Origin of the sequence: Thalassotalea sp. G2M2-11 (genome assembly GCF_017168195.1) — a bacterium.
GTDB lineage: Bacteria > Pseudomonadota > Gammaproteobacteria > Enterobacterales > Alteromonadaceae > Thalassotalea_E.
Genome location: NZ_JADNYL010000002.1, coordinates 415,550 through 428,116, shown reverse-complemented (window position 1 = coordinate 428,116; position 12,567 = coordinate 415,550). Strand labels below are relative to the sequence as shown.

Annotated in this window: 16 protein-coding genes; 6 read left to right on the top strand and 10 right to left on the bottom strand. The window is 38.6% G+C overall.

Annotation, left to right across the window (positions count from 1 at the left end; genetic code table 11):
* Positions 1-40: 40 nt before the first annotated feature.
* Positions 41-3,580: a transcription-repair coupling factor gene (gene mfd / locus IV514_RS07815; protein WP_206484390.1), complete on the bottom strand. Its 3,540-nt coding sequence runs from the start codon at positions 3,578-3,580 to the stop codon at positions 41-43.
* A gap of 213 nt (positions 3,581-3,793) precedes the next feature.
* Here mfd and IV514_RS07810 point away from each other — a divergent pair, with 213 nt between their 5' ends.
* The 5 genes from IV514_RS07810 (at position 3,794) to IV514_RS07790 (ending at position 6,145) form a co-directional block, all read left to right on the top strand.
* Positions 3,794-4,435: a DUF1456 family protein gene (locus tag IV514_RS07810; RefSeq protein ID WP_206484389.1), complete on the top strand. Its 642-nt coding sequence runs from the start codon at positions 3,794-3,796 to the stop codon at positions 4,433-4,435.
* A 129-nt stretch (positions 4,436-4,564) separates the two neighbouring features.
* Positions 4,565-4,939 (top strand): putative zinc-binding protein, encoded by a 375-nt coding sequence (locus IV514_RS07805; RefSeq protein ID WP_206484388.1) that lies wholly within the window; start codon positions 4,565-4,567, stop codon positions 4,937-4,939.
* A gap of 82 nt (positions 4,940-5,021) precedes the next feature.
* Positions 5,022-5,369 carry a hypothetical protein gene (locus IV514_RS07800; RefSeq protein ID WP_206484387.1) on the top strand — a complete coding sequence of 116 codons (348 nt, stop codon included), beginning with the start codon at positions 5,022-5,024 and terminating at the stop codon, positions 5,367-5,369.
* A gap of 34 nt (positions 5,370-5,403) precedes the next feature.
* Complete coding sequence (locus IV514_RS07795; protein ID WP_206484386.1) at positions 5,404-5,685, top strand: DUF3465 domain-containing protein; 282 nt, start codon at positions 5,404-5,406, stop codon at positions 5,683-5,685.
* 46 nt (positions 5,686-5,731) lie between these two features.
* Positions 5,732-6,145 (top strand): hotdog domain-containing protein, encoded by a 414-nt coding sequence (locus IV514_RS07790; RefSeq protein WP_206484385.1) that lies wholly within the window; start codon positions 5,732-5,734, stop codon positions 6,143-6,145.
* A gap of 155 nt (positions 6,146-6,300) precedes the next feature.
* Here IV514_RS07790 and IV514_RS07785 read toward each other — a convergent pair whose 3' ends face one another.
* From IV514_RS07785 to IV514_RS07750, 8 genes are all read right to left on the bottom strand, one after another.
* Positions 6,301-6,726: a GNAT family N-acetyltransferase gene (locus IV514_RS07785; protein ID WP_206484384.1), complete on the bottom strand. Its 426-nt coding sequence runs from the start codon at positions 6,724-6,726 to the stop codon at positions 6,301-6,303.
* A 73-nt stretch (positions 6,727-6,799) separates the two neighbouring features.
* Positions 6,800-7,195, bottom strand: a complete 396-nt coding sequence (locus IV514_RS07780) for a GNAT family N-acetyltransferase (RefSeq protein WP_206484383.1) — start codon at positions 7,193-7,195, stop codon at positions 6,800-6,802.
* Between the two features lie 177 nt (positions 7,196-7,372).
* On the bottom strand, positions 7,373-7,966 hold the full coding sequence (locus tag IV514_RS07775) for a hypothetical protein (RefSeq protein ID WP_206484382.1): 594 nt from the start codon (positions 7,964-7,966) through the stop codon (positions 7,373-7,375).
* 211 nt (positions 7,967-8,177) lie between these two features.
* Positions 8,178-8,468 carry a hypothetical protein gene (locus IV514_RS07770; protein ID WP_206484381.1) on the bottom strand — a complete coding sequence of 97 codons (291 nt, stop codon included), beginning with the start codon at positions 8,466-8,468 and terminating at the stop codon, positions 8,178-8,180.
* Between the two features lie 152 nt (positions 8,469-8,620).
* A complete protein-coding gene (locus IV514_RS07765; protein ID WP_241242250.1) occupies positions 8,621-8,803 on the bottom strand; it encodes a hypothetical protein in 183 nt (60 codons plus the stop codon).
* Between the two features lie 39 nt (positions 8,804-8,842).
* A complete protein-coding gene (locus IV514_RS07760) occupies positions 8,843-9,085 on the bottom strand; it encodes a hypothetical protein (protein ID WP_206484379.1) in 243 nt (80 codons plus the stop codon).
* Positions 9,086-9,094: 9 nt separating this feature from the next.
* Positions 9,095-10,069 (bottom strand): hypothetical protein, encoded by a 975-nt coding sequence (locus IV514_RS07755; RefSeq protein ID WP_206484378.1) that lies wholly within the window; start codon positions 10,067-10,069, stop codon positions 9,095-9,097.
* A 206-nt stretch (positions 10,070-10,275) separates the two neighbouring features.
* Positions 10,276-11,238, bottom strand: a complete 963-nt coding sequence (locus tag IV514_RS07750) for a tRNA-dihydrouridine synthase (protein WP_241242249.1) — start codon at positions 11,236-11,238, stop codon at positions 10,276-10,278.
* A 191-nt stretch (positions 11,239-11,429) separates the two neighbouring features.
* Between IV514_RS07750 and IV514_RS07745 the strand changes: the two genes are divergently transcribed.
* Positions 11,430-11,918: a hypothetical protein gene (locus tag IV514_RS07745; RefSeq protein ID WP_206484377.1), complete on the top strand. Its 489-nt coding sequence runs from the start codon at positions 11,430-11,432 to the stop codon at positions 11,916-11,918.
* A 67-nt stretch (positions 11,919-11,985) separates the two neighbouring features.
* Here the strand turns inward: IV514_RS07745 and IV514_RS07740 are convergent, their stop codons facing one another.
* Positions 11,986-12,552, bottom strand: a complete 567-nt coding sequence (locus tag IV514_RS07740) for a GNAT family N-acetyltransferase (protein WP_206484376.1) — start codon at positions 12,550-12,552, stop codon at positions 11,986-11,988.
* Positions 12,553-12,567: the final 15 nt, after the last annotated feature.

The following is a 12,567-nucleotide window of genomic DNA, read 5'->3' as shown; positions in this document are numbered from 1 at the left end:
GCAAAGAAAAATATCATCATACCTTTAATCTAATGCGCTGTTAATTAAGTTTTTTACTCAAGTCATTGATAATTGATGTTACCAGTGTAAAGCGTGCTTTGGTATCTTCGCTGACGCGTGTAAATTTTAGCTTATTGGCACCTTCCATTTTGAAGACACTAGGTTGTTGCTGGATCAGGCTGATAATAAACATAGGGTCAACTTTTGTGTCGTCACTAAACTCGATTGAGCCACCTGCTGTGCTGGCTTCTATCCGTGCAATACCAATTTTTTGTGCTTTGAGGCGCAGTTTGGCTATTTGGATCAAGTTTTTAGTGGCTTGTGGTAATAAACCGAAACGATCAATTAGCTCAACTTGTACATCATCTAACTCTTGTTTGTTAGTGCAACTTGCAATGCGCTTGTATAAACTGAGTCGAAGGCTGACATCAAAAATATAGTCATCTGGTAATAAAGCAGGTACTCGTAAATCAATTTCGGTTTGGCTCGATAATACTTGATCAAGTGAAGGTTGCTTACCTTCTTTAAGAGCTTTTACCGCTTGATCTAGCATTTCCATATATAAACTAAAGCCGACTTGGTTCATAGAACCACTTTGCTCTTCACCGAGTAATTCGCCGGCACCTCTAATTTCTAAATCATGTGTGGCTAAGGTAAATCCAGCGCCTAGATCTTCCAATGAAGCGATGGCTTCGAGCCGTTTTTTGGCATCTTTAGTCATGCGCTTTTCATGTGGTGTTAATAAATAAGCATAAGCTTGATGATGTGATCGGCCAACACGTCCACGTAATTGATGCAATTGAGCAAGACCTAAATGATCGGCTCTGTCCATAATGATGGTGTTCGCACTCGGTACGTCTATCCCTGTTTCAATAATGGTGGTACACACCAATACATTGTACCTTTGGTGATAAAAGTCGCTCATGATCCGCTCAAGATCGCGTTCGCGCATTTGACCATGAGCGGTGGTTATTTTCGCTTCAGGTAATAACTCTTGAATTTCTGCGGCAGTTTTTTCAATGGTATCTACATTGTTATGCAGAAAGTAAACCTGACCACCGCGTAAAATTTCACGCAATATTGATTCGCGGATCAAAGCATTATCACGCTGTCGGACAAAGGTTTTTACCGCTAATCGTTTTGCAGGTGGTGTAGCGATGATCGATAAATCACGCATGCCACCCATTGCCATATTTAAGGTACGCGGAATAGGAGTGGCGGTTAGCGTTAAAATATCTACATTGGCGCGTAACTGTTTGATTTTATCTTTTTGTTTAACGCCAAAGCGGTGTTCTTCATCGACAATAAGCAAGCCTAACGAGTGATATTTAATGGTATTTTGCAGTAACTTATGCGTGCCAATTAAAATATCAATCTGCCCTGATTCTACTTGCTTGATCACTTCATTTTGCTGCTTAGGCGTTTTAAATCGAGATAACACCTCGATGTTAACGGGCCAATTGGCGAACCTGTCTTTAAAGTTCTCGTAGTGTTGTTGGGCTAATAATGTTGTCGGTACCAACATGGCCACTTGCTTACCATCGTTGACCGCGACAAAAGCGGCGCGCATTGCTACTTCAGTTTTACCAAAACCCACATCACCACAGACCAGTCTGTCCATGGTTTTATCGGATAACATGTCGCTGATCACTGCATGGATAGCTTGCTCTTGATCATGGGTTTCTTCAAAGCCAAAACTATCAGCAAAAGCACGGTAGTCATCTTTGTTACGGGAAAACTGGTAACCTTTGTTGCTGGCTCGTTTGGCATAAATATCGAGCAGCTCAGCGGCGACGTCTTTGACTTTCTCTGCGGCTTTTTTCTTTGCTTTACTCCAAGTGTCATTACCTAATTTATGCAATGGAGCATGTTCGGCATCTGCACCTGAGTAACGGCTGATCAGGTGTAAAGAGGCGACAGGCACGTATAATTTTGCATCATTGGCATAGCTTAAGGTTAAAAATTCGGTCACTATGCCTGCCGTTTCAATGGTTTGTAAGCCTAAGTAGCGACCTATGCCGTGCTCAATATGAACCACAGGTTGCCCGATAGATAGCTCGGCAAGGTTTTTGAAAATTGCATCGGCTTGTACATCTTGCTGTTTTTTTCGACGACGAGCTTGACGTACTCTATCGCCCAGTAGCTCTGCCTCAGTAATTAATGCAATGCAATTTTTAAGGGATTGTCCTTTGTGTTGAAAAATAAAGCCTTGGCTTAGGGCATTGACGGTAATGCCAATTTTTTCTCCTGAGTCGATAAACTGTGTGATAGAGCCAAACTCTGGAGGCGTGATTTGATTGCGTTTCAATAACTCCAAGACACTCTCTCGGCGACCTTGGCTTTCCGCGACGAAGAGAATTTTCTCTGGTGTTTCACTATCGCTAATAAACTGATTGAGCAAATCAAAAGGCTGTTTGAGTTGATGACTGATTGTGACATCAGGCATGGATTTTACATCATAGTAAATTTTTCCTCGGCCTGATTGCTGCTCTTCTAAAGCAATATTATCACTTGTTTCATCAACTGTTTGGTTTGCTTTGATGGTGATACGTTCAAATGGCTTTAACGCTAAAAATAATTCTTCGCTTGTTAAGAAGAGCTTTGCTGGAGCTAGTAATGGGCGTGTAGGGTCGTATCGACGATCTTCATATCGATATTCAACATCAAGCCAGTATTGCTCGATGGCTTTTTCAATATCCCCTGAAACCATGATCAGCGCGTTATTTGCCAAATAATGGCATAGGTGACTGGTCTGCTCGAAAAATAGCGGTAAATAATATTCGATACCAGCAGGCATAATACCATTACTTACTTGATGATAAATCGACTCTTTATCTATCGTTCCAGTAAATAATTCTCGATACTGTCGTCGAAATAGGTTGATACCTTCCTTATCGATTGGAAATTCATGAGCCGGTAATAATTCTACCGCGGGAATTTTATCACTAGAACGTTGATTTTCAGGGTCAAAAATACGTATTTCGTCAATCTCATCATCAAAAAAATCAAGCCTGAAAGGAGTTTGGCTGCCCATGGGGAATAAATCCAGTATCGCCCCTCGAGCTGAAAATTCACCATGTTCCATGACTTGATCGACACAGCGGTAACCACTTGCTTCTAATGCTTGGCGTAACTGATGTAAATCTTTTCGATCGCCTTTGTTAATTAATAAACTATTAGCCTCAATGTAATCTTTAGGGGGAAGTCGTTGTAACAGTGTAGTGACTGGTACAATAACAACCCCGTGTGTCATCCGAGATAGCTGGTATAAAGTGGCGAGGCGCTGAGAAATAATATCTTGATGCGGTGAAAAACTGTCATAGGGTAAGGTTTCCCAATCAGGAAAAAGACAGATAGATAACTCACTCCCGGTATCTAAACTGAGTAATTCTTGTTCTATTCTCAACGCTGATGGTGTGTCGTGAGTGATCAATAAAATTGGTTTATCAGCTTGTGTTGCTGCCTGATAAATAGCCAATGTGGCACTTGCGCCAGGTAGGTTATACCAAGACTTTTTGTCTGCGTGTTTGCCGCTACTTTTGGTTAATATAGGAGAGAGAATAGGGTGTAGTTTACTCATGAAATCTTATTTTTTATTTTGATACTGGAGTTAATCAGTTGAATTTACTTCTTGTGGCTAATCATAGCATTTTGTTGATATAAAATGCTCATTAAACAGTATTTTTGCCATTTAAAATTCTCTTTAAAATGAAATATGCAGCATCGGTTGCCAGATCAAGGTATAATCGCCAGCGATATTGGTAAAAATTTGTTGTGAACCTTGGAGTGTTGAGTGACTAATAATGATGTGTTGCGCCGTATACGGTATACCTTTAATTTACGAGATGAAAAGGTTGCCAGTATTTTGGCTTTGGCTAATTGTCAAGTGAGTCAGCAACAAGTACAACGTTGGTTATTAAAAGATGATGATGCCAATATGTTACCTTTGACAGACATTGAACTGGCAAGCTTTCTTAATGGTTTTATTATTGAAAAGCGCGGAAAGAAAGAGGGTAAAGTACCTGAGCCAGAAGCTCAATTGAGTAAAAACCTTATCTTATTAAAGTTGAAAATTGCCCTTAAACTGCAAAATGAAGATATTATCGGTTTGCTGGCTGGTACGGGGTTTACTATTGGAAAAGCTGAGCTAACGGCATTTTTTAGAAAACCAGATCATAAAAACTATCGTCATTGTAAGTCACAGTTTTTACGTAATTTTTTGCAAGCATTACAAGACAAGTATCGGCAAGTTAAGTTAGCTAAGCCCAATCATTTAGCACATCAGCCAAAACAACAGACATCTTTTCACGCTAACGCAAAGCCTAAGCCTAAGCCTAAACAGCATTATGTGAACCCGAATGCCAGCGTTAAGAAAAAAACTGACAGTCGAAAAGTGTTAAAACTCAAACCCGAAGATATTTATAAAGATAGTTAATAGTCTGATATGTTTCTTTATTAAAACCATACATTAATTGTGGTTAATTGTCGGCTGTTTGATCTGAATCAATACTGGAATGTTTGTGATAGATAGAATAGCCTTACCACAAATAACTTAGTAGAGATTATGTCTGAAAAACCAATCGTGTATTCGTGTTCGGGGTGTTCGAATGTAGCCCGAATAGCTCATGATATTTCATTGAATTTAGACAGTGATGGTATTGCTGATATGTCGTGCGTTTCTGGTGTGATTGGTAATGTTGAACCTATTAAAGCAATTGCCACATCAGCAAGGACAATTATTGCCATTGACGGTTGTCAATTGTGTTGTACTAAGACCTGTTTAGATGCAAGTGATGTGAAAACATCTCACCATTTTGTTATTACGGATCTTGGGATTGAGAAACGAGATAAATGGCAAGATTCACTCACTGAAAATAGCAAAGCGTTAATTCATGTTTATGGAGAGCTGGCCAAGCAAGGTATTGGCTTTTCTTCTTAATAGACTTGATATATTTATCGCCTCTGTTTGTTTTAAAAAAATTTCGTTAATATAAATATTTACGCTTGGTGAACTGTTTATAATGACGAAATTTTTTCATTTGTTAGCAAAAGTTTTTTGGCCTATTCGATATCTAGTGTTAACACTGGTGATTGGTTGCGGTGTGGCTTTAGCTTATTTTGTCTTATTTGCTAACATTACTCAGCAAGAACAATACATGCTGCCGAGTTTATTTGGCTTATTGTGGTCAACTTTATTGTGGTTGTTGGTCGCAAGCTTTTATCAACCACTTCCTTCATCACCACCTTCAGGGTTTATCGCAACAATAATATGGCGTATTAAACGTTTTATATCTGTTATTTATGGTATGTTGTTTATTGGGTTAATTCTAGGTTCAATCTATTTCACCTTTAGGATCAGCCTTATATAATGTTATTAGTTTCAGTACGTTGTTTTAAACACATATGAAAGCCTCAGGTATTGTGATCAAAGTATTCCCCGATGATACCAAGGGGAGTAAGCACCAAAAATTTACCGTCAAGTTAAAAAATAATAAAACTGTACTTGTTATCCATAATATTGATATTGCTCCTAAAATTTACGGCTTAAAGGTCGGGGATAGAGTTGAATTTTTAGGCCAGTATCAATGGAATAGCCAGGGGGGGATGGTACATTGGACTCATCATGATCCTCATGCTCAACACCCCATTGGTTGGATAAAACATAACGGCAAATTTTATAGTTAAGTGTTATTATGAGAAAAATAACTAAGGTATTCATAAGCGAGAACATATGAGGTTTCTATCCCGTCGATTAGTCATGCCAAATGACTTAAATTATGCGCATTCTTTATTTGGTGGCCGAGCTTTACAGTGGATTGATGAAGAAGCGGCAACCTATGTTATCTGTCAATTAGAAACCAATTGCTTGGTGACTAAACATATTGGTGAAATTAGCTTTGAAGCGCCAGCAATGCAGGGTGACATTGTTGAATTTGGCTTAGAGACCAAAGAAGTTGGTCGTACATCGATTACCGTGTCGTGTTTAGTGCGTAATAAGGTGACGAAAAAAACCATCTGTTTTGCTGATGATATTGTGTTTGTTAAAGTTGATCCTGAAACACGTCAAGCCGTACCCCATGGTAAAACTAAAGAGAGTTTAATTGAGCAAACCCGTGATGAAGTGAAAACGCTGAATTTATCCTAATAATCGGCTTGAATTTTTCAGTTAATTTTCTGTGGATGTGCGTTGTGGCTTATGTGCAGGCTATCGGATACAGCAAAATGGTAAGATCATCATTGGGGATATACGCAGGTAAGATAGTATAACCTCGTAATCGGTGCTGCTACTCGAGTAGTCGCTCAATTCACATTAATGATTGAAAAATGATGACTTGCGATATTAAATCCTTCACGTAAATAAAACCTATGCGCAGCAAAGCGTTGCACGCCAGAGTCTAAGTGGATTTGCTCGCAGTGATTGTCTTTGGCGTAATTTTTGAACCAGTCAATCAGCAATTTACCAATACCTTGTGAGCGGCTGTTTTCATCAGTGATTAAATCTTCGATATAAATATGTTTGCCCCATGCCAGTTTCTCACCAACACTGAAACCTGCGACAGCAAGCACCTCATTGGATGATTTGACATATACCACTTGATAGCCGTGTTTTTGCTGTTTTTCGATTTGTGTTAACAGTGAGGCGTTATCGTAGTTTGCCCGTAGTTGTAAAAACAGGTCAAGCACTGCTTGGCGGTCGGTATTGTGATTAAACAACTTAACTTCCATTTTTCTTCCTTATCTAAGGGGAATGAGTGCTCCTTTATCAAAGTGACTCAATCAGCTCATATACTGTGATTACTTATTTAATTATGTACATGCCTTCGCTTTCTGGTCGAGTTAACGTAAAACCAAACTTTTCATATAAGACAGGAACATCGGCCATTAAGGTGATATAGGCGCCCGTAGGAGCTGCACTGTCTAGATATGCCATGATGTGTTCCATGATCAATCGACCAAAGCCATTTCCTTGATGTGTTGGCGCTACCGCTACATCAACAATGTCAAAATTGAGCGCACCATCACCAACAACACGTCCCATGGCAATGGTCTGGTTATCTAAGACAATATGGACGCCATAAAGGCTGTTGGGTAAGGCGAGCTTTGCTGCATCATAAGGGCGAGGAGTTAGCCCAGATACTTCCCGTAGGTGAATAAAATCATCAACAGCAGCTACTTTTTCTATGATTTTGTACACAATTTTCTCTTTGCTCGACTAAGGGATATTACTTAACTAGTTGAACTATCTTACTTGATAAGGCTAAATAAATGAATGGCTTATACATTAACTCCGCAAAAAGGTTTAACTAAACATTTTGCGGAGTATCTGCTGATTGTATGGTTTGTTTTGCTTAAGTATTTCGGATGGTTGTGGTTATAACTCTTTCGCAATATCAATCAATACGCTTTCTAATTTAGCGGCCTGTATTTCGATTTCTTTGATGATTGATAAATCAACCGCGTCAAATTGTTGCTCTATTTTTGCCATTTCTTGCTCTTGTTGTTTGATTAACGCTTCATCAATTAATGCTAGTTTTGATAACTCGGCAGAAATCACCGCTAAATCTTGCATATTAATCGTGTCTTTATCAAATTTCACGCTCACTTGTTCAAGTTTGCTGACTTCATCGGTGATCGTCTGTGCTTTTTGTTCAAGTTCGGCAGCAAATTGTTCGAGTTTGCCTTCTTGAATTTGAAACTGCTGCTGAAGATGATCTAACTTGGCTTCAACTGCGCTGATCCTTTGCTTTTGTGCCTGATTGAGTTCGTGAAAGTAGATGACTTTACCATTGACATAGTACCTTTTTTCTTGCTCATCATCGGAGCGGAAAATTGTGATTCCATCGGTTTTAAGGTACTGTCTGGTAACATCGGCTTGTACATTAGGTGAACCAATGGCAAGTAGGATAATAAAGCTAAGTGAACTTAGCGTAGATAAAATTAGTTTATTCAGTAATAGCTGCGGCATTGCTGACTCCATTGTAATTAATTTAACTGACTTATGTATAGAGTCGAGCAATGAAGCTAAAAAGTTTGAATGGTGACGTTTTTTTATTTATCTAGTCGGTAATACTTGGTTATTCCGCGGGGATAAAAATCAATAAGCAATAGTTGTTACTTGATGGTAACAACTATTTCAGTTCTGTATTTAATATGCTGCAAGTAGCAAATAACAGGGCTTAAGGGGCTACACAGTTAGTGCCATTACCTTGGGTATTTGCACCTGAAATACGGTTTTGCCTATCGATAATAAATGTGATTGAACAGAAATTGCCTGCAAGCTGTTGAGAGCCGTTGTTATCGTACTCAACAATCTTATTGCCATCGCCTAGTTTGAGGAAAGAATGAGGCGTGCCATATTCTGCGATCAAATTACCTAGTGATTCACCTTGCCAGTGTGACACACTTCCATTTGACGCACAGCCAGCAACGAATATCATGAAAAAAATACTTAATACAACATTTTTCATTTTACAACTCTTGATATTAGTTACTTAGTGAGTTGATTATATATTGAACAGTTTCAAGTTGTAAAACAATGTTTCTGTTGTTGCCTGTTTGAAACATCTGTTTTGTTCATATTAGTGAACACTCATAAACTAACAGCTTGATAGTAGACAGGTTAATTGGCGAGGTATTGTTGGTAATTTTTTATACCAAAATAGCGGATGGTCTTCTTTATTTTGAGCTTTTTAGCGATTAGCAGTTCACCACAGTATATTTTGACGACTTGTTTGTCACCATTACTGTCTGCTTCATATTGATGAGCGGGATTGAGTCTGAGGTTATCAAACTCAGTTTTCATGATTAACTTCACAGATAATTGCCTGATACAGTGCTTGAGCTATAGTTTATTGATATCTTTTTTAACTTGATAACCTTCGTCAGTGACGATTGTCTCAAGTACTTGTACGCGCTGTTCCAAGTTTTTTACCTGCTTTTTTAATTCGATGTTTTCTTCTGCCGCTTTACTATTTTGATTGCTGGTTCGTTCTTTAAATTCAAGTTGTTTTTTATACATATCGTACAAAACACCAAAGCCAACTGAAATTAATACAATGAGAACAACCATGGCGGTAACAGACATTGATAACTCCTATTTCATTAAATTTTCGAGCTCTTTTTGAGCCAAATATTTTTCCATCGATGAACGTAACAGTTTATATAATAATATTGAACCGTCTATCTCTTCTTTTCGATTGGTTAAACTTTCAATATTCAATCCCAAAGGTAGATCATAAGGCAGCACTGCATCTAAGATTTGGCGTAAACTGTTCACACAAATTCGGATGGATTCATAAAGCGGCTTTTGTGCATTTAATATTCTTAAGCTAGTCGCTTCTGGCACGCTTACCCCAAGCCATTCTATAAACTCAAGTGTTTTGCCACTACCGCAAGGGGAAAACGTTAAGATGAATCGTTGTGGTTTTAGTTGCTGTTTTTTACATTCAATCGCATAACGGGTCAGCATGTCTATCGTCGCTTGTGGATTATAGATAGCCTGCGAAATAAAAAAATTGCACCCTTGCTGATGTTTTTCAATGAGTCGTTGATGCTCATTACCTTTGACCGCGTGGCGCTCGGCAATGGTGACGCCACCGATAAAAAAGTCATGCTTATTCTGTACTAAGGTTTGATAAGCATCTGATAGCGGTAATGAAATAGTGTTATTTTTTGATGGGCTGCCAACAAGGACAATATCTCTGACGCCGTATTGTTGCCATGCGTCATTCGCCCATTGCTCAAACGCGTCAGCATTTGACTGTACTACGCTTTTATAAGTGATCACAGGACGCGATGATTTTTGATTTAGTAACGCTGAATAATGACGAGGATCATGGGTTGATTTAAACGGAAAAGGGCGCGGCTTGTTAGTACGAGAGTCTTCATCTTGAATGTCGTAGACAATCAAACCATCAAAATCAATATCGCTGACACGCTCTAATAACTTGCTAGCGATAGTTTCTACTTGCTCAAATGGGGTATCACTTTTGGGTGGGGTAGTACCAATAAAATATACCCCACGATTGATATCATTATATCTTGCTCTTAACTCTGATCCGTTTTCCACGTTACTTTATTCTTACATTACTCACTATGGCAATATCATAACTGGTTTATCTAAAAAAATCTTCGCTAAGGCTATGACAAATTGTGATTAATTATCTCTTTTTGCTTGAAAATATATCGTAACCTAACATTTACTTTATTTACTATTGAAACGGTTATCGTGCAACAGTGAAAGTCTCAGGCTTAGAGTCGGTGAAGTGAGTATGATTAATGGAGTTTATCAATCGCGGTTAAAATCGCTGTTTTTTCTTTGAGTAGCTTGATTTCGTTAAATAAAGCCTCAGCTTGTGGGTACTGTAATTTCAAATACCGCAGCCATTGTTTGAGTCGGCTGGAAAAGTAAAAGCTTTTATCTCCCGCTAATTCTAAATAAGCATATCGCTTTAGCTGTTGACATAATTGATGCCAAGACATTTTCGCCTCAATACCTTTTACTACATTGGCTAAATTGGGGGTAGCGAGTGCGCCTCTGCCAAGCATAATATTGTTGGTTTTTGCTTGTTGCATACATTGTTGTGCATCGTCAAAGCTCCAAATTTCACCATTGGCAAATAATTCAATGGGGTATTTGTCACTTATTTCGCCTATATGATGCCAATAAGCCGGTGGGTTATAGCCATCACGTTTGGTGCGAGCATGAATGGTAAGCTGATTTGCATTAGCACTGGTAATGGCACTGACAATTTCATCAAGCAAGCTGGTATCATCAAACCCTAACCGGATTTTTACCGATAGGATCTGTTCAGCTGAGATAGATTCTTTGACGTTATTAACAATGCGGTAAATGGTTTCTGGTGATTTTAATAATACCGCTCCACCTTTGCTTTTATTGACGGTTTTTGCCGGGCAGCCAAAGTTAATATCAATACCGTGTGAACCTAATTCGATAGCTCGAACCGCATTCTCAGCCATCCACTCAGGTTCTTGCCCTAACAGCTGTACTCGAACAGGGGTTTGGTTTTGACAAAAACCTTGGTTAAGTAATTCAGGGCAAATTTTATAAAATACTTTTTTAGGCACCAAAGTGTTAACGACTCTGACGAACTCAGTAATACACAGATCATAGCGATTTAATGAAGTGAGCATCTCACGCATAAGGACATCGGCTACACCTTCCATTGGGGCAAGAGTGACTTTTTTTACTTGGTTTTTCATTGGATTATAAGTCATCTATGATTAGACATTTGAAAAAAATTAACCTAAAGTTTTACTTTGAATAAAAAAAATTAACTTGTCCGAAATTTATTGTGAATTATCAGGTCTTGTTAAAATAGTAGTACTAGATTGACCTTGTATCGTCATATTGAATTAACATTGTGATTAGATATGGTGTCTAAGTTTAATTTTTAAAGGAAAATAAAATGAATATAATTAAAAAATCAAGTTTAGCATTGTTATTAGCTACTTTTGCTTTAACGTCGTTAATGAGCACAGCAGCAAAAGCGGAATCTAATCCTTTTGAAACGCAGGGTATTGTTACTATTGCTGGCGATGAGCATGAAAATAAATGTGGCGAAGGTAAAGGTAAGAACAAAGGCAAATGTGGCGAAGGCAAAAAAGCCATGAAAAAAGGCAAATGTGGCGAAGGCAAGTGCGGTGAAGGTAAAGGTAAGCACAAAGGCAAATGTGGCGAAGGCAAGTGCGGTGAAGGAAAAGGCAAGCACAAAGGCAAATGTGGCGAAGGTAAGTGCGGTGAAGGAAAAGGCAAGCATAAAGGCAAATGTGGTGAAGATAAAAAAGCCATGAAAAAAGGCAAATGCGGCGAAGGCAAGTGCGGTGAAGGTAAAGGTAAGCACAAAGGTAAGTGCGGCGAAGATAAAAAAGGCAAAAGTAAAAAGTGTGGTGGCTAATTAGCCAGTTCACTCAATAAATGCTCGCAATAAAAGCCACTAATTGTTAGTGGCTTTTTTTCATTCATTAATCGTAAATTGCAACGTTAGGGGATAGTAAACCATAACTATAATCATCTAGCCGTTGCTGATTTAGCACAGAATGTGCTTTAAAGTGTCCTTCTCGTTGCATGCCTAATTTTTCCATCACCTGCCAGCTTGCTTGATTTATGGCACAACAATGGGCTTCAATTTTCATCACGTTGACTTGGTGAAACAGAAAGTTGATGATAGCCCGCGCTGCTTCTACCATATACCCCTTTCCTTGATGCTCAGCTGTTAATAAGTAGCCTATTTCTGCACGTTCGCTTTCAATATCTATCAGCCGAAAGCCGATAGTGCCCGCAAAATTTTGTGATGACTTTACGATAATCTTTAACGTTAACCACTGTGTTTGATCGCCGTCCCAAGGTTTTATGCGCGCAGCAAATTTTTGCTTAATTGCTTCTTTTGTTAAAATTGGGCCTATGTATTTCATCAATGATTCATCGCTTTGTAGCTGATAAAAAAATGGCAAGTCATCTTCATTCATTGATTGCAAGCTTAGTCGCTCTGTTTCAATAGTAATAGGGTGTTTTATCAAGTTTAGTTCCATATATATCCTTGAAAA

Bases quoted from the DNA above. Each gene is read 5' to 3' on its own strand.
- IV514_RS07750 (WP_241242249.1), bottom strand. From the start codon at position 11,238: ATGACTTATAATCCAATGAAAAACCAAGTAAAAAAAGTCACTCTTGCC.
- IV514_RS07795 (WP_206484386.1), top strand. From the start codon at position 5,404: ATGAAAGCCTCAGGTATTGTGATCAAAGTATTCCCCGATGATACCAAG.
- IV514_RS07760 (WP_206484379.1), bottom strand. From the start codon at position 9,085: ATGTCTGTTACCGCCATGGTTGTTCTCATTGTATTAATTTCAGTTGGC.
- IV514_RS07800 (WP_206484387.1), top strand. From the start codon at position 5,022: ATGACGAAATTTTTTCATTTGTTAGCAAAAGTTTTTTGGCCTATTCGA.
- mfd (WP_206484390.1), bottom strand. From the start codon at position 3,580: ATGAGTAAACTACACCCTATTCTCTCTCCTATATTAACCAAAAGTAGC.
- IV514_RS07805 (WP_206484388.1), top strand. From the start codon at position 4,565: ATGTCTGAAAAACCAATCGTGTATTCGTGTTCGGGGTGTTCGAATGTA.
- IV514_RS07765 (WP_241242250.1), bottom strand. From the start codon at position 8,803: ATGAAAACTGAGTTTGATAACCTCAGACTCAATCCCGCTCATCAATAT.
- IV514_RS07775 (WP_206484382.1), bottom strand. From the start codon at position 7,966: ATGCCGCAGCTATTACTGAATAAACTAATTTTATCTACGCTAAGTTCA.
- IV514_RS07790 (WP_206484385.1), top strand. From the start codon at position 5,732: ATGAGGTTTCTATCCCGTCGATTAGTCATGCCAAATGACTTAAATTAT.
- IV514_RS07745 (WP_206484377.1), top strand. From the start codon at position 11,430: ATGAATATAATTAAAAAATCAAGTTTAGCATTGTTATTAGCTACTTTT.
- IV514_RS07740 (WP_206484376.1), bottom strand. From the start codon at position 12,552: ATGGAACTAAACTTGATAAAACACCCTATTACTATTGAAACAGAGCGA.
- IV514_RS07770 (WP_206484381.1), bottom strand. From the start codon at position 8,468: ATGAAAAATGTTGTATTAAGTATTTTTTTCATGATATTCGTTGCTGGC.
- IV514_RS07785 (WP_206484384.1), bottom strand. From the start codon at position 6,726: ATGGAAGTTAAGTTGTTTAATCACAATACCGACCGCCAAGCAGTGCTT.